The sequence below is a fragment of the uncultured Modestobacter sp. genome, assembly GCF_947486615.1.
In the GTDB taxonomy this organism is placed as follows: domain Bacteria; phylum Actinomycetota; class Actinomycetes; order Mycobacteriales; family Geodermatophilaceae; genus Modestobacter.
The window spans coordinates 484,342-499,098 of record NZ_CANKUD010000002.1 but is presented as its reverse complement, the minus strand read 5'-3'; the positions used below and the strand labels follow the sequence as shown (position 1 = coordinate 499,098).

At 75.0% G+C, this 14,757-nt stretch carries 16 protein-coding genes; 12 read left to right on the top strand and 4 right to left on the bottom strand.

The window, feature by feature from the left end; genetic code table 11:
* Positions 1 to 14 precede the first annotated feature (14 nt).
* The gene (locus Q1A09_RS05700) at positions 15 to 560 is read right to left on the bottom strand and encodes a type 1 glutamine amidotransferase domain-containing protein (RefSeq protein WP_299952497.1); all 546 of its coding nucleotides are present in this window, start codon (positions 558 to 560) and stop codon (positions 15 to 17) included.
* Between the two features lie 232 nt (positions 561 to 792).
* Between Q1A09_RS05700 and proC the strand changes: the two genes are divergently transcribed.
* The 5 genes from proC to Q1A09_RS05675 all read left to right on the top strand — a co-directional run bounded on the left by proC (position 793) and on the right by Q1A09_RS05675 (position 4,737).
* A complete protein-coding gene (proC, locus tag Q1A09_RS05695) occupies positions 793 to 1,626 on the top strand; it encodes a pyrroline-5-carboxylate reductase (protein ID WP_299952496.1) in 834 nt (277 codons plus the stop codon).
* Between the two features lie 429 nt (positions 1,627 to 2,055).
* Positions 2,056 to 2,325 carry a helix-turn-helix domain-containing protein gene (locus Q1A09_RS05690; protein ID WP_299952495.1) on the top strand — a complete coding sequence of 90 codons (270 nt, stop codon included), beginning with the start codon at positions 2,056 to 2,058 and terminating at the stop codon, positions 2,323 to 2,325.
* 286 nt (positions 2,326 to 2,611) lie between these two features.
* On the top strand, positions 2,612 to 2,710 hold the full coding sequence (locus tag Q1A09_RS05685) for a 30S ribosomal protein bS22 (protein ID WP_012854759.1): 99 nt from the start codon (positions 2,612 to 2,614) through the stop codon (positions 2,708 to 2,710).
* 10 nt (positions 2,711 to 2,720) lie between these two features.
* Positions 2,721 to 3,839: an NAD-dependent epimerase/dehydratase family protein gene (locus Q1A09_RS05680; protein WP_299952491.1), complete on the top strand. Its 1,119-nt coding sequence runs from the start codon at positions 2,721 to 2,723 to the stop codon at positions 3,837 to 3,839.
* Positions 3,832 to 4,737, top strand: a complete 906-nt coding sequence (locus Q1A09_RS05675; RefSeq protein ID WP_299952490.1) for a lysophospholipid acyltransferase family protein — start codon at positions 3,832 to 3,834, stop codon at positions 4,735 to 4,737. The genes Q1A09_RS05680 and Q1A09_RS05675 overlap by 8 nt, the downstream gene beginning before the upstream one ends.
* On the opposite strand, the gene Q1A09_RS05670 is transcribed toward Q1A09_RS05675, so the two are convergent.
* The 3 genes from Q1A09_RS05670 to Q1A09_RS05660 all read right to left on the bottom strand — a co-directional run bounded on the left by Q1A09_RS05670 (position 4,730) and on the right by Q1A09_RS05660 (position 6,785).
* Positions 4,730 to 5,077, bottom strand: a complete 348-nt coding sequence (locus Q1A09_RS05670; RefSeq protein WP_299952489.1) for a hypothetical protein — start codon at positions 5,075 to 5,077, stop codon at positions 4,730 to 4,732. The two genes, Q1A09_RS05675 and Q1A09_RS05670, sit on opposite strands and share 8 nt — an antisense overlap.
* A gap of 17 nt (positions 5,078 to 5,094) precedes the next feature.
* Positions 5,095 to 6,006: an HAD family phosphatase gene (locus tag Q1A09_RS05665; RefSeq protein WP_299952488.1), complete on the bottom strand. Its 912-nt coding sequence runs from the start codon at positions 6,004 to 6,006 to the stop codon at positions 5,095 to 5,097.
* 104 nt (positions 6,007 to 6,110) lie between these two features.
* A complete protein-coding gene (locus tag Q1A09_RS05660; RefSeq protein WP_299952487.1) occupies positions 6,111 to 6,785 on the bottom strand; it encodes a sigma-70 family RNA polymerase sigma factor in 675 nt (224 codons plus the stop codon).
* A 164-nt stretch (positions 6,786 to 6,949) separates the two neighbouring features.
* Between Q1A09_RS05660 and Q1A09_RS05655 the strand changes: the two genes are divergently transcribed.
* The 7 genes from Q1A09_RS05655 (at position 6,950) to hemB (ending at position 14,731) form a co-directional block, all read left to right on the top strand.
* Positions 6,950 to 8,557, top strand: a complete 1,608-nt coding sequence (locus Q1A09_RS05655) for an AMP-binding protein (protein WP_299952486.1) — start codon at positions 6,950 to 6,952, stop codon at positions 8,555 to 8,557.
* Positions 8,550 to 8,804 (top strand): glutaredoxin family protein, encoded by a 255-nt coding sequence (locus tag Q1A09_RS05650; protein WP_299952485.1) that lies wholly within the window; start codon positions 8,550 to 8,552, stop codon positions 8,802 to 8,804. The genes Q1A09_RS05655 and Q1A09_RS05650 overlap by 8 nt, the downstream gene beginning before the upstream one ends.
* A 208-nt stretch (positions 8,805 to 9,012) precedes the next feature.
* Complete coding sequence (locus tag Q1A09_RS05645) at positions 9,013 to 9,705, top strand: redox-sensing transcriptional repressor Rex (protein WP_299952484.1); 693 nt, start codon at positions 9,013 to 9,015, stop codon at positions 9,703 to 9,705.
* Positions 9,702 to 11,108, top strand: coding sequence for a glutamyl-tRNA reductase (locus Q1A09_RS05640; RefSeq protein WP_299952483.1), 1,407 nt, complete (start codon positions 9,702 to 9,704; stop codon positions 11,106 to 11,108). The genes Q1A09_RS05645 and Q1A09_RS05640 overlap by 4 nt, the downstream gene beginning before the upstream one ends.
* On the top strand, positions 11,105 to 12,043 hold the full coding sequence (gene hemC, locus Q1A09_RS05635) for a hydroxymethylbilane synthase (protein WP_299952481.1): 939 nt from the start codon (positions 11,105 to 11,107) through the stop codon (positions 12,041 to 12,043). The genes Q1A09_RS05640 and hemC overlap by 4 nt, the downstream gene beginning before the upstream one ends.
* Positions 12,044 to 12,176: 133 nt before the next feature.
* Entirely contained in the window at positions 12,177 to 13,736 is a 1,560-nt protein-coding gene (locus Q1A09_RS05630) for a uroporphyrinogen-III synthase (protein WP_299952480.1), read from the top strand.
* A complete protein-coding gene (hemB, locus tag Q1A09_RS05625) occupies positions 13,733 to 14,731 on the top strand; it encodes a porphobilinogen synthase (protein WP_299952479.1) in 999 nt (332 codons plus the stop codon). The genes Q1A09_RS05630 and hemB overlap by 4 nt, the downstream gene beginning before the upstream one ends.
* The last annotated feature ends 26 nt before the right edge of the window (positions 14,732 to 14,757 follow it).

Below are 14,757 nucleotides of genomic sequence, written 5' to 3'. Positions count from 1 at the left end.
CGGGGCGCCCGGCGTCAGCCGGCTGCGGCGAACTGCTCGACCAGGGTGCGCCCGAAGGCGGGCAGGTCGTCGGGCTTGCGGCTGGTGGTGAGGTTGCCGTCGACGACGACCTCCTCGTCGACCCACTCCGCGCCGGCGTTGCGCAGGTCGGTCTGCAGGGAGGGCCAGGAGGTCATCCGGCGGCCGCGCACCACGTCGGCCTCGGCGAGCACCCACGGTGCGTGGCAGATGGCCGCCACCGGCTTGCCGGCGTTGAAGAACGCCTTCACGAAGGAGACGGCGGCCGGGTCGGCCCGCACGAAGTCGCCGTTGATCACCCCGCCGGGCAGCACCAGCGCGTCGTAGGCGGAGGGGTCGGCGTCGGACAACGCCACGTCGACGTCCTTGGTGTCGCCCTTGTCGATGTGGTCGTAGGCGGTGATGGTGCCGGCGGCCAGCCCGATCAGCTCCGGCCGGGCCCCCGCGTCGACCAGGGCCTGCCAGGGCTGGTCCAGCTCGACCTGCTCCACGCCGTCGGTGGCGAGCACCGCGACCCGCTTGCCGTTCAGTTCTCCAGACATGTCCGGCGCCTACCCCACCGGTCCGCGGCACACACGGCCCCACCGGTCCGCGGCACACACGGCTCCACCGGTCCGCGGCACACACGGCTCCACCGGTCCGCGGCACACACGGCTCCACCGGTCCGCGGCACACACGGCCCCACCGGTCCGCGGCACACACGGCCCCACCGGTCCGCGGCACACACGGCCCCACCGGTCCGCGGCACACACGGCCGGGCACTACCGTCGCGGCATGATCACTGCGGGACGCGGCGACTCGGGCGCCCAGCTGGCCATCATCGGCGGCGGCAAGATCGGTGAGGCCCTGCTCGCCGGTCTGGTGCGTCAGGCCGGTACGGGTGAGGGCGTGCTCGTGGTGGAGCGCAGCCCGCAGCGGGCCGCGGAGCTGGCGGCTCGGCACGGGGTGGGCACCGCCGACCTCGCCGGGGCGGCCGCCCGCGCGCGGGTGCTGCTGCTGGCGGTGAAGCCGCAGGACATCGACGCGCTGCTGGCGCTGCTGGCCCCGCACGTGACCACCGACCACCTGGTGGTCTCGGTGGCGGCCGGGGTGCCGACCGCCCGGATCGAGGGCTTCCTGCCCCCGGGGACGCCGGTGGTCCGGGTCATGCCGAACACCCCGGCCCTGGTGGAGGCCGGGATGAGCGTGCTGTCGGCCGGCGCGCACGCGACCGAGGCGCACCTGGACGAGGCCGAGGCCCTGCTGGCGCCGGTGGGCGAGGTCCGCCGGGTGCCCGAGCGCCAGCAGGACGCCGTGACGGCGCTGTCCGGCAGCGGTCCGGCCTACTTCTTCTTCCTGGTCGAGGCGATGATCGACGCTGGCATCCTGCTCGGCCTGCCCCGCGACCTCGCGGCGGACCTGATCGTGCAGACCGCCTACGGCTCGGCGGTGATGCTGCGCGACTCCGGAGAGCACCCGGTGCAGCTGCGGGAGGCCGTGACCAGCCCCGGCGGGACGACGATCGCCGCCGTCCGTGAGCTGGAGCGGCACGGGGTGCGCGCGGCGCTGATCGCGGCGATCGAGGCGGCGCACGACCGCTCGGTCGAGCTCGGCCGCGCCGACGGCTGACCCGTACGACCCCGATCCCGTCACCGGGCGCGAGCGGAGTGCAGCCGACGCGCCTTGAGAACTCGTGTCGCTGCGCCCCAGCAGTGCACAGGTGAATCACACGCCTGTGTTTTTCCACAGTTTCCTGTGGATCGAGGGCTGGACGGACGAGTCGACTTGGGGACAACACGCCGTTACTGGTGTGTCACAGGGTGTCTCTGTCCACTTGTGCCCAGGACGGACCGGTCCGCCTGTCCGTTTCACCCATCGCTTCTGTCACTCCGGCCCCCATATGGTCTTCCCAGCGCGAACGTGACACGCCCGCCGGTGGGGAAGCCGGTGGCCGCGGGAGCGCTGAGACCGGAGATGAACGACGTGACCATGCCCCAGCGCGCCACCATCCAGACCACCCGCCCGGGTGTCCCGGCCCCGCGTCCCATGGGTCGCCCCATGAACGCCGCTGCCCTGTCCCGCCCGGTGCCCGCGGCCCACCCGGCCGCCATGCCGGTCGGCCGTCCGGCCGCCGTCCCGGCCCCCCGCGCCGCCGTCGCCTTCCTGACCGTCGCCGAGGTCGCCGCCCTGATGCGCGTCTCGAAGATGACCGTCTACCGCCTCGTCCACGGCGGCGAGCTCTCCGCCGTCCGCGTCGGCCGCTCCTTCCGCGTCCCGGAGCGCGCCGTGCACGACTACCTGCGCGACGCCTACACCGACATCGCCTGAAGAAGTCGAAGGACCCCGCTGCCCCACTACTCGCGAGCTCGTGGCGGGCCCCTGCAGCGGGCCGGTCCTGACGGGCGGATGTCGGCGGTGGAGAGCCCTGCGGGGCGGCCGTCCCGGCTCGTCGGCGGTCGGCCGGGTAGGCTCGGGCGCTGAGCGGTTGAGCCCCCTCTCGCGGGGGTGGCCGCGCACGAGCAGATCACTCGCCCGGTACCCGGACCACGGAGCTGTGTGACCACCCCGGTCACGCTCCCCGGCCGCTGGGCGGACACGACGTCGGGAGCAGGACATGGGTTCGGTCATCAAGAAGCGCCGCAAGCGGATGGCGAAGAAGAAGCACCGCAAGCTCCTCAAGAAGACCCGCGTGCAGCGGCGCAACAAGAAGTGAGCTGACGCTCGTGCCGCCCGCGGTCGTCCTCGTCACCGGCGTGAGCCGGTGGCTGGGCGGCGCGCTGGCGGCCGAGCTCGCCGCAGACCCGGCGATCGACCGGGTCATCGGGGTGGACACCGTCCCCCCGGCCCCCGAGGTGCTCCGCCGCCTCGGGCGCACCGAGTTCGTCCGCGCCGACATTCGCAGCCCGTTGATCGGGAAGGTGATCGAGTCGGCGTCGGTGGACACCGTCGTCCACATGAACATCAGCGCCACCCCGGCCGGTGCCGGGGGGCGGGTGTCGATGAAGGAGCTCAACGTCATCGGCACCATGCAGCTGCTGGCTGCCTGCCAGCGGTCCCCGCAGGTCCGCCGGCTGGTGCTCAAGAGCACCAGTGCGGTCTACGGCGCCAGCTCCCGCGACCCGGCCGTCTTCACCGAGACGATGCAGGCACGTCGCGTGCCCGGCGGTGGCTTCGCCAAGGACAGCCTCGACATCGAGAGCTACGTCCGCGCCTTCGCCCGCCGCCGCCCCGACGTCGGGGTCGCGGTGCTGCGCTTCACCAACCTCATCGGCCCGCGGATCGACTCGCTGCTGTCGGGGTTCCTGCGCATGCCGGTGGTGCCCACGGCCCTCGGCTACGACGCCCGGGTCCAGCTGCTGCACGAGGACGACGCCGTGGCCGTGCTGCAGCGGGCGACCACCGGTGACTTCGTCGGCACGGTCAACGTCGGTGCCCAGGGCACCGTGCTGCTCTCCCAGGCGATCCGCCGGCTCGGCCGGGTGGCACTCCCGGTCCCGGAGGCCGCGATGGGCTCGCTCGGCCGGCTGACCCGTCGCGGCGCGCTGGTCGACTGGTCACCCGAGCAGATGCGCTTCCTGAACTTCGGCCGCGTCGTGGACACCCGCGTGCTGCGCGAGGAGTTCGGCCACCAGCCGCGGTACACCACCGCCGAGGCGCTGGCCGACTACGCCCGTACGGTGCCCCCCGTGGTCGATCCGCACCTGGTCGCCGAGGTGACCGGCACCGCACGCTCGGCCGTCGGTCGGGTCGCCGGTGGCCTGGCCGCCGTCCAGGGTCTGCTCGGTGACCGGCGCCGCGCGGCTCCGTCGGTGCCGGGCCTGCGGGCGGTGCGCGATGCCTGAGGCCCGGGTCATCCCGCTGCGCCCGGACGACGAGCAGCCGCCCCCGCCCAGGGCCGAGCCCGGCTGGGACGAGCAGCTGGCCGGTGGGCTGGAGTTCCTGCGCCGCCGGCTGACCGGGGAGTACGACACCGACGAGTTCGGTTTCGACCCCGACCTGACCGACCACGTCCTGCTGCCCGGACTGCGGCCGTTGTTCCACCAGTGGTTCCGGGTCGAGACCCAGGGGCTGGAGCACGTGCCCGACGTCGGCGGCGCACTCGTGGTGGCCAACCACTCCGGCACCATCCCGGTCGACGCGCTGATGGCCACGGTCGCGCTGCACGACGAGCACCCGTCGGCCCGCCGGCTGCGGCTGCTCGGGGCCGACCTGGTGTTCCAGGTGCCCTTCATCGGATCGCTCGCGCGCAAGCTGGGCGTCACCCTGGCCTGCAACGAGGACGCCGAGCGGCTGCTGTCCAGCGGGGAGCTGGTGGGCGTCTTCCCCGAGGGCTTCAAGGGCGTCGGCAAGCCGTTCCACGAGCGGTACACCCTGCAGCGGTTCGGCCGCGGCGGCTTCGTCAGCGCCGCGCTGCGCACCGGCACCCCGATCGTGCCCTGCGCGATCGTCGGCGCCGAGGAGATCTACCCGATGATCGGCAACGCCCGCACCGCTGCCCGGCTGCTCGGCCTGCCGTACTTCCCGATCACCCCGACCTTCCCGCTGCTGGGCCCGCTGGGCGCGGTCCCGCTGCCGTCGAAGTGGTTCATCGCCTTCGGCGAGCCGATCGAGACGGCGTCCTACGGCCCGGCTGCCGCGGACGACCCGATGACCGTGTTCAACCTGACCGACCAGGTCCGCGAGACCATCCAGCACTCGCTCTACCGGCTCCTCCTGCAGCGCCGCAGCGTCTTCAGCTGACCGGGCGCCCGTCTGCGTCGCGGTCCTCCCCGGATCCATCCGAGGCAGGGTCGGCACCGTCCGGCAGCCCGCCGGGTCCGGTCTGCCCCCGCCGGCCCCACCAGTCGGCGGTCGCCCGGTCCAACGCCTCGGCCGGCGTGCGGTCGCCGTCCTGCTGCCAGTGCTCGGTCAGCTGGTCCTCGGCCAGCAGCAGTGCCCGGGTCAGTCGGCGTACCGAGTCCGCGTCGACCGCCTCGATCACGCTGATGCGGTGGGCAGCGGACTCGTCGGGGACGACGCCGAGCCGCGTCATCAGGAGGACCAGGTACTGCTCCGGGGACAGCCACTGCCACTCGGCCACGGGGTCGGCGTCCTCGTTCAGAAGGGCCAGCGGTTGCGGCGGCGCAGGGAGATGAGGCCGCCGACGACGCCGCCGGAGACCGCGGCCGCGCCGACGGTCGGGACGCCGATCCGGGCGGCCTTGCGGCCGGTGCGGAAGTCCTTCACGGTCCAGCCGCGGGACCGGGCCACGGCGCGCAGCTCGGAGTCGGGGTTCACCGCGACCGCGGAGCCCACCAGGGAGAGCATCGGCAGGTCGTTGGTGGAGTCGCTGTAGGCGGTGCAGCGGGTCAGGTCCAGCCCCTCCCGCTCGGCCAGGGCGCGCACCGCCTGGGCCTTGGACTCACCGTGCATCATCTCGCCGACCAGCCGGCCGGTGTAGCGGCCGTCGACGATCTCGGAGACGGTGCCCAGCGCGCCGGTCAGGCCGAGGCGGTGGGCGATGATCGAGGCGAGCTCCACCGGGGTGGCGGTGACCAGCCAGACCCGCTGGCCGGCGTCCAGGTGCTGCTGGGCGAGGTTGCGGGTGCCCGACCAGATGCGGTCGGCCATCAGCTCGTCGTAGATCTCCTCGCCGGCGTCGATGATCTCCTGCACCTCGCGGCCGGCCACGAAGGCCAGCGCGTTGTCCCGCACGGTGTGCATGTCGGTCGCGCTCTCGCTGCCGGCGATCCGGAACTTGGCCTGCTGCCAGACGAAGGAGGCGACGTCGCGGGAGGTGAAGTACTTGCGCGCGGCCAGCCCCCGGGCGAACCAGAACAGCGAGGCGCCCATCATCATCGTGTTGTCGACGTCGAAGAACGCCGCGGCGGTCCGGTCGGGCGCCGGGGTGGTGGCCTCGGTCTCCGCGGCGGCCGCGGAGGCGGCCCCGGCGACGAGGGCGCGGGCCTCCTCGTCCTCGAGCTCGGCGGGGGCCGAGGCAGCACGGCCCCGGAACGGCACTCGGACCACTCCGGACCACCTCCGTGCGTCGGCTCCTCGTCGCTGGCGACCCTAGCGTCGCCGGTTCTCCCGCCGGTCGCCGGTCGGCCCACCCGTGGCGCGTCGCGGGCCGGTCACCGGGGGATGTCGGGCAGCAGCGTCGCCAGCCGGCGCACCGCCCGGTGCTGCAGCGCCTTCACCGCGCCGTCCTTGCGGCCCATCGCGACGGCGGTCTCGGCCACCGACAGCCCGTGCAGGAACCGCAGCACCAGGCAGTCGCGCTGGTCCACCGACAGCTGCTGGACCCCGGCGAGCACCTCGGCCGAGGCCATCCGGCGCAGCACCGCGTCCTCCGGGCCGTCGGTGGCCCGGTCGACCTCCCGCATGTCGGCGGTGCTGACCTCCAGCCGGTACCGGCTGCTCTTCACGTGGTCCAGCACGAGGTTGCGGGCGATGGTCACCAGCCAGGCACCGACGTCCCGGCCCTGGAAGGACAGCGAGTCGATGCGGCGCAGCGCACGCACGAACGTCTCGCTGGTCAGGTCCTCGGCGGTCGCCCGGTCGGCGACCCGGGGGAGCACGTAGCGGAAGACGACCCCGGCGTAGCGGTCGTAGAGCCGGCCGAACCCGTCCCGGTCACCGGACTGGGCGCACCGGACCAGCTCCCAGACGTCGTCCTGGTCGGTTGCGGCGGCACGCGACGGGGTGGGGACGACGGCGTCGTCGGCCGGTGGGCGCGGGACCGGACCGTGCCGGAGCCGGGGCGCCGGGCGGGTTGCGGACGCTGCCGCGGGCAGGGAGCGGGTCATGCCGGTCCGCGCCTCCTCCCGCCCGCCGGGCCGACGGACCCGGACGTCGGCCACCGTGTCGCGCAGGAGGGGAGGCTGCGCCCCGGGGGCCGTGATGACAACATCGTGCCGCTGCGTCCACGTTCCTGCCGTCCGAGACGGCCGATGCTCCCGCGGAGGTCCCTGTGCCGGTCGACGAGGTGCCGGACGACGAGGTGCGCTCCTTCTCCGCGCTGGTCCGGCGGGCCGCGCGCACCGCGGGCAGCTCCCCGGCCCTGGTCGCCGGTGAGCAGCGGCTGACCTGGTCGGAGGTCGACGCGCTGGTCGACCGGTCCGCCGCCGGGTACGCCGCCCGGGGCCTGGCCGCCGGCGACCGGGTCGCCGTCCAGCTGCCCAACGGCGTCGACTGGGTGGTCGCGGTGATGGGCGCGCTGCGCGCCGGCCTCGTCGTCGTGCCGGTCAACACCGCCTTCACCGACCCCGAGGTCGAGCACCTGCTCACCGACTCCGGGGCCCGGCTGCTGGTGGTCCCGCGGGCCCGGCCCGAGCTGGCCGGCGTGCCGGTGGTGGTCGGCCGGCCCACGGCCGACGGCCCGGCTCCGGCGGACCCCGAGGACCCGGCGGCGCTGGCCCTGCTGGCCTACACCAGCGGCACCACCGGCCTGCCCCGCGGCGCGATGCTCACCCACGCCGCGTTGCTGGCCAATCAGCGGCAGCTGCTGGCCCTCGACCCGCCGCCGGTGCGCGCCGGGGACCGGGTGCTGCTCGTGCTGCCGCTGTTCCACGTCTACGGCTTCAACAGCGGCTGGGGCCTGGTCGCGGCCACCGCGGCCTGCGCCGTCGTCGTCCGGGAGTTCGACCCCGCCGCCACCCTCGCGCTGATGGCGGCCGAGGAGGTCAGCGCGGTGCCCGGGGCGCCGCCGATGTACGCGGCCTGGCTGGCGCTGGCCGACGCGGCGGGCAGCGATGCCGTGCTGCGGCGCGGGTTCGCCGCCGTGCGCACCGCCAGCTGCGGCGCGGCCCCCATGCCCGGTGCGCTGTTCGAGGCGATGCGGACCCGCGCCGCCGTGACGGTCTGGGAGGGCTACGGCCTCACCGAGGCGGCGCCGGTGCTGGCCAGCACCCTGGCCACCGGCCGGGCCAAGCCCGAGTGCATCGGCGGACCGCTGCCGGGGATCGAGCTGGTGCTGCGGGACACCGCCGGCGGGCCGACCGCGGGCCCGGACCCGGGCACCCGGGTGCGCGCCGACGTGTTCGGCGACCCGTTCACCGACGAGGACGGCGACGGCGAGGACGAGGCCGGGGAGATCTCCGTCCGCGGGCCGAACCTCTTCAGCGGCTACTGGCCCGACGGCGCCGACGGCCCGGACGCCGAGGGCTGGCTGCTGACCGGGGACATCGCCTACCGGGACGCCGCGGGTGACCTGAAGCTGGTCGACCGGCGGCGGGACCTGGTGCTGGTGAGCGGGTTCAACGTCTACCCCGGCGAGGTCGAGCGGGTGCTGGGCGAGCACCCGGGCATCGCCGAGAGCGCGGTGATCGGCGTCCCGGACCAGAAGACCGGGGAGGCGGTGCACGCCGTCGTCGTCCGGGCACCGGGCGCGGAGGTCACCGAGGCCGAGCTGCGGGAGCACGCCGGCCGGTCGCTGGCCCGGTTCAAGGTGCCGGTGGCCGTGCACTTCGTGCCCGAGCTGCCGCACTCGCTGGCCGGCAAGGTCAGCCGGGCCCGGCTGCGCGAGCTGGGGCTGGAGCGGGCGGCGGCCGCGGCCGCGACGGAGGACGACGGTGCCTGAGCAGCGGCTGCAGCTGCTGACCCGCGCGGGCTGCCACCTGTGCGTCGTCGCCGCGGAGACGCTCACCCGGATCGGCGGGGAGGCCGGCCTGGGCGTCGAGCTGGTGGACGTCGACGCCGACGTCGAGCTGCGCGCCGAGTACGGCGACCGGGTGCCGGTGGTGCTGCTGGACGGCCGGGAGCACAGCCACTTCACCGTGGACGTCGTCCGGCTGCGGCGTGACCTCGGGGTGCCCGGCCCGAGCTGATCCGCCACCCGACGGAGTGGCGGGCGGGGTGGTCCTCACCACAACCGACCCCGCCGACCTGCGCAGACGCGGTCGGCGACTTTGTTCAGGCGTTCACAAGCGGTTACCGTGGCGTTTGCCGGGCGCCGAAGCGCCCGTCTGCCCCCTGAGTCCCCCCGGTCGTCCCCGGCTCCCGCCGGTCGTGACCGGATCGCTGTGGAGTCTGCCCGTGCCCGAGTCGCGGCCCCGGATCGTGCCGGAGGCCACCGTCGCCCGGCTGGCCGTGTACCTGCGGGTGCTGGCCGGTCTCGCCGACGGCGGTCGCAGCCACGTCTCCTCCGGCGAGCTCGCCTCCGCCGCAGGGGTGAACCCCGCCGGGCTGCGCAAGGACCTGTCCTACCTGGGTCCGTGTGGCGTGCGCGGTGTCGGGTACTCCGTGGCCGGCCTGCGGGACCGGCTGACCGACGCGCTCGGCGGTGAGCGCTCGCGGGCCTGCGTGCTGGTCGGCATCGGCCGGCTGGGGTCGGCGCTGGCCGACTACAGCGGGTTCGCCAGTCGCGGCTTCCAGTTCGTCGGCCTGCTCGACACCGACCCGGCGACGGTCGGGCACCAGGTGGGTGGGCTGACCGTCCGCCCGGTGGCCGAGCTGGAGGGGCTCGTCGCCGAGACCCAGGCGACCATCGGGGTCATCACGACACCGGCCGACGTGGCCCAGTCGGTCTGCGACCGCCTGGTCGCGGCCGGGGTGAGGAGCATCTTGAACTTCGCGCCGGTGGCGTTGTCGGTCCCTGCCGGGGTCGACGTCCGGAAGGTGGACCTCTCGGTGGAGCTGCAGGTGCTGGCCTTCCTGGACCAGCAGCGGGACGGCGTGCCGCCGGTGCTGGCCCCGGTGCGGGCCACCGCCCAGGGCGGTGTCCGATGAGCCTGCTCGCCGTCGGCATCAGCCACCAGACCGCCCCGGTCTCCCTGCTCGAGCAGGTGAGCATGACCGGTGACGACAAGGTCAAGACGCTGCACGAGCTGGTCGACAGCGACCACGTCAGCGAGGCCATCGTGCTGGCCACCTGCAACCGGATCGAGGTGTTCGCCGAGGTCGACCGGTTCCACGGCGGGGTCACCGACGTCAGCCGGGTGCTCGCCCGGCACGCCGGCGCCACGGTGGAGGAGCTCTCCCCGTACGTCACCGTCTACTACGAGGACCAGGCGATCGGGCACCTGTGCACCGTCGCCGCGGGCCTGGACTCGATGGTCGTGGGAGAGACCCAGGTGCTCGGCCAGCTCCGGGCCGCCTACGCGCTGGCCCAGGAGGAGGGCACGGTCGGCCGCGAGCTGCACCCGATCGCCCAGCGGGCGCTACGGGTCGGCAAGCGGGTGCACGCCGAGACCGGCATCGACCGGGCCGGCGCCTCGCTGGTCTCGGTCGCGCTGGACCGGGTGACCGAGGTCCTCGGTGAGCTCGCCGGCCGTCCGGTGCTGGTCGTCGGCGCCGGGTCGATGGGCGCGCTGGCCGCGACCACGCTCGCCCGGCGCGGTGCCGCGGTCACGGTCAGCAGCCGGACGCCGGCCAGTGCCGCCCGGCTGGCCGAGGCGATCGGCGGCCGGCAGGCCGACCTGGAGGAGCTGCCCGCGGAGCTCGCCGCGGCCGACGTGCTGGTCACCTGCACCGGCGCCACCGGCACGGTCATCGGCACCGACGTGGTCAGCGCCGCGCTGGCGGCCCGGGACGGCCGGCCGCTGGCGATCGTGGACCTCGCGCTGCCCCGGGACGTCGACCCGGGTGTCGCCGCACTGCCCGGCGTGCACGTCGTGGACCTGGCGATGCTGCAGGGCGAGCGCGCCGCGCACCCCGGCCGGCCGGTCGAGGGCTCGGTGGCCGCCGACGACATCGCCGCCGCGCACGCCCTGGTCGAGCTGGAGACCTCGCTGCTGCGCGCCGAGCGGCAGGCCGCCGCGGTGGCCCCGACCGTCTCCGCGCTGCGCAGCCAGGCCGCCGAGGTCGTCGACGCCGAGCTGCTGCGACTGTCCACCCGGCTGCCGGACCTGGACGCCAGGTCCCGCAGCGAGATCGCCCGCACCGTGCGCCGGGTGGTCGACAAGCTGCTGCACGAGCCGACCGTGCGGGTCAAGGAGCTGGCCAGTGCCCCCGGCGGCACCGACTACGCCGACGCGCTGCGCGCCCTCTTCGGCCTCGGCCTGGACGGCGACCGAGCCACCCTCTCCGACGCCGTCACCGTCGACCCGCAGCTGCCGGCCGGCACCCCGCTGTCGGCGCTGGACCCGCGGATCGACGCCGCCCGCGACGGTCGCGCCGGCGGTGCCGCGTGACCGCCGCGCAGGCACCGCTGCGGCTGGGCACCCGGGCCAGCCAGCTGGCGCTGACCCAGTCCCAGCACGTCGCCGATGCGCTGACGGCAGCCAGCGGCGTGCCCGTGGAGCTGGTGCACGTGAGCACCTTCGGTGACCGGTCGACCGAGGCGATCAGCCAGCTCGGTGGCACCGGCGTCTTCGTCAGCGCCCTTCGGGACGCGCTGAACTCGCACACCGTCGACCTGGCCGTGCACAGCTTCAAGGACCTGCCGACCGCCGCCGCCCCCGGGCTCACCGTGGCCGCCGTCCCCCCGCGGCAGGACCCGCGCGACGTCCTGGTGGCCCGCGACGGCCTCACCCTCGGCGAGCTTCCCCCCGGCTCCCGGGTCGGTACCGGCGCACCCCGCCGGATGGCGCAGCTGCGTGCCCTGGGGCTCGGGCTGGAGGTCGTGCCGATCCGCGGCAACGTGGACACCCGGATGGGCAAGGTCACCTCCGGCGAGCTGGACGCCGTCGTGCTGGCCCGGGCCGGGCTGGCCCGGCTGGACCGGATGGCAGCGGTCACCGAGGTGCTCGACCCGATCCAGGTGCTCCCGGCGCCGGCGCAGGGTGCCCTCGCCGTCGAGTGCCGCACCGACGACACCCGGGTGCGCGAGCTGCTCGCCGCCCTCGACGACCCGTCCGCCCGCTCCTGCGTCGCCGCCGAGCGCTCGGTGCTCGCGGCACTGGAGGCCGGCTGCAGCGCGCCGGTGGCCGCGCACGCCGAGCTGGCCGAGGCCGAGGACGGCAGCGCCGAGCTCTACCTGCGTGCCTCGGTCACCGCGATCGACGGCAGCGACGGCGTCCGGGGGTCGGCCACCGGGCCGGCCGTCGAGGCCGAGGCGCTGGGCCGCCGGCTCGCCGAGGAGCTGCTCGACCGCGGTGCCGCCACGCTCATGGCGCTGGGCCGATGAGCTCCGCTGGGCCGATGAGCTCCGCTGGGCCGATGAGCCCCCACCCCGCGGCCGGCGCCCGGTGCGCCGCCCGCCCCAACCGTCCCGTACCACCCGCAGCGACCCCCACCAGGGGCAGGAACAGGAGCACGCGATGACGCGCTCACGCAAGCAGAACGGCAACGGGAAGGGCACGGTCGTCTTCGTCGGCGCCGGGCCCGGTGACCCGGAGCTGCTGACCGCCCGGGCCAGCGCCGCGATCGCCGGTGCCGACACGGTGCTGGCCGACCCGGACGTCTCCGCCGCCGTGCGCGAGGCGCTGCAGGAGGCCCACCCGGACCTCGAGCTGACCACCGTCAGCGGCGAGCCCGCAGACGTCGCCAAGGGCGCGGTCGCGGCCGCCAAGAACGGCTCGGTCGTCGTCCGGCTGATCGCCGGTGACCCGTTCACCAGCGACGCCGTGGTGAAGGAGGCGCTGGCCGTCACCCGCACCAGCGTGCCGTTCGACGTCGTCCCGGGCGTCGCGATCGGCACCGCCGTGCCGGCCTACGCCGGGGTGCCGCTGGGCGCGGGTTCGGTGCACGCCGACCTGCGTCCGGTCGACGCCACCGTCGACCTGGCAGCTCTCGCCGCCGCCGCGACCGGCACCGGCAGCCCGCTGGTGCTGCAGGCGAACGCCGAGCAACTGGCCTCCACCGCGGCCGGCCTGGTCGAGGGCGGGATGCCCGGCAACACGCCGGTGCTGGTCACCACCGAGGGCACCGGCACCGCGCAGAAGAGCGTGGCCGCCAAGCTGTCCGCGGTCGCCGAGAAGAGCGCCGGGCTGGACTCCCTCACCGGATCGGTCGTGGTCACCGTCGGCTCGGCCGTCGACAAGCGCGCCAAGCTCTCCTGGTGGGAGAGCCGCCCGCTGTTCGGCTGGCGGGTGCTGGTGCCGCGCACCAAGGAGCAGGCCGGCGACATGAGCGAGCGGCTGCGCGCCTACGGCGCCGTGCCGGTCGAGGTGCCGACCATCGCCGTCGAGCCCCCGCGCAGCCCGGCCCAGATGGACCGCGCCGTCAAGGGACTGGTCACCGGCCGCTACGGCTGGATCGTCTTCACCTCCACCAACGCCGTGCGCGCGGTGCGGGAGAAGTTCACCGAGCTCGGCCTGGACGCCCGCGCCTTCGCCGGGGTCAAGGTCGCCTGCGTCGGGCAGCAGACCGCCGACGCGGTGCGCGAGTTCGGCATCGTGCCCGAGCTGGTGCCCAGCGGTGAGCAGTCCAGCGAGGGCCTGCTGGCCGACTTCCCGCCCTACGACGACGTGTTCGACCCGATCGACCGGGTGCTGCTGCCCCGCGCCGACATCGCCACCGAGACCCTCGCCGCCGGGCTCAAGGAGCGCGGCTGGGAGATCGACGACGTCACCGCCTACCGGACGGTCCGGGCGGCGCCGCCGCCGGCCGCGGTGCGCGAGGCGATCAAGGGCGGTGGCTTCGACGCCGTCTGCTTCACCTCGTCCTCCACGGTGCGCAACCTGGTCGGCATCGCCGGCAAGCCGCACGCCCGCACCGTCGTCTCGGTGATCGGCCCGGCCACCGCGGCCAGCGCCACCGAGTTCGGCCTGCGGGTCGACGTCCAGCCCGAGACGGCGGCCGTCGGGCCGCTGGTCGATGCGCTGGCCGAGTTCGCCCAGGCCCGGCGGGCCGAGGCGGAGGCTGGGGAGTCCAAGTGACCTCCGGCCGGGGCGGGGCGAACCCGGGCTTCGCCCGGGGTCGTCGGCTGCGCTCGACGCCGGCGATGCGCCGGTGGACGGCGCAGACCCGGCTCGCGCCGGCCGACCTGGTCCTGCCGGTGTTCGTCAAGCAGGACATCACCGAGCCGGTGCCGATCGGCTCGATGCCCGGCGTCGTCCAGCACTCGCTGGACTCGCTGCGGAAGGCCGCCGCCGAGGCGGCCGAGGCGGGGATCAGCGGGCTGATGCTGTTCGGCATCCCGGCGGAGAAGGACGCCGTCGGCTCGCAGGCCGACGCCGCCGACGGGATCGTCAACGTCGCCCTACAGCAGCTGCGGGCCGACCTCGGCGACGAGCTGGTGCTGATGGCCGACCTGTGCCTGTGCGAGTACACCGACCACGGCCACTGCGGCGTGGTCACCCCGGCCGGCGTGGTCGACAACGACCCGACGCTGGACCGGTACGCCGCCGTCGCGATCGCGCAGGCCCAGGCCGGGGCGCACGTCATCGCCCCCAGCGGGATGATGGACGGCCAGGTGGCGGCGATCCGCGCCGGGCTGGACAGCGCCGCCTTCACCGAGACGCCGATCCTGGCCTACGCCGCCAAGTACGCCTCGGGCTTCTACGGGCCCTTCCGCGAGGCGGCCGAAGGGGCGCCGCAGTTCGGCGACCGGTCGACCTACCAGATGGACCCGCCGAACACCGACGAGGCGCTGCGCGAGGTCGCCCAGGACCTCGTCGAGGGCGCCGACGCGGTCATGGTCAAGCCGGCCGGGCCCTACCTGGACATCGTCGCCAAGGTGGCCGACGCCGTCGACGTGCCGGTCAGCGCGTACCAGGTGAGCGGGGAGTACGCGATGGTCGAGGCAGCCGCCGCGAACGGCTGGATCGACCGCGAGCGCGCCGTCCTGGAGTCCCTGACCTCGATCCGCCGCGCGGGCGCGGGCTCGGTGCTCACCTACTGGGCGGTCGAGGCCGCCCGCTGGCTGCGCTGATGAAGGACCCCGCTGCCCCCCGGCAC

Excerpts from the sequence above, each read along its gene's own strand:
- Q1A09_RS05700 (WP_299952497.1), bottom strand. The coding sequence starts at position 560 with ATGTCTGGAGAACTGAACGGCAAGCGGGTCGCGGTGCTCGCCACCGAC.
- proC (WP_299952496.1), top strand. The coding sequence starts at position 793 with ATGATCACTGCGGGACGCGGCGACTCGGGCGCCCAGCTGGCCATCATC.
- Q1A09_RS05690 (WP_299952495.1), top strand. The coding sequence starts at position 2,056 with ATGAACGCCGCTGCCCTGTCCCGCCCGGTGCCCGCGGCCCACCCGGCC.
- Q1A09_RS05685 (WP_012854759.1), top strand. The coding sequence starts at position 2,612 with ATGGGTTCGGTCATCAAGAAGCGCCGCAAGCGGATGGCGAAGAAGAAG.
- Q1A09_RS05675 (WP_299952490.1), top strand. The coding sequence starts at position 3,832 with ATGCCTGAGGCCCGGGTCATCCCGCTGCGCCCGGACGACGAGCAGCCG.
- Q1A09_RS05660 (WP_299952487.1), bottom strand. The coding sequence starts at position 6,785 with ATGACCCGCTCCCTGCCCGCGGCAGCGTCCGCAACCCGCCCGGCGCCC.
- Q1A09_RS05640 (WP_299952483.1), top strand. The coding sequence starts at position 9,702 with ATGAGCCTGCTCGCCGTCGGCATCAGCCACCAGACCGCCCCGGTCTCC.
- Q1A09_RS05630 (WP_299952480.1), top strand. The coding sequence starts at position 12,177 with ATGACGCGCTCACGCAAGCAGAACGGCAACGGGAAGGGCACGGTCGTC.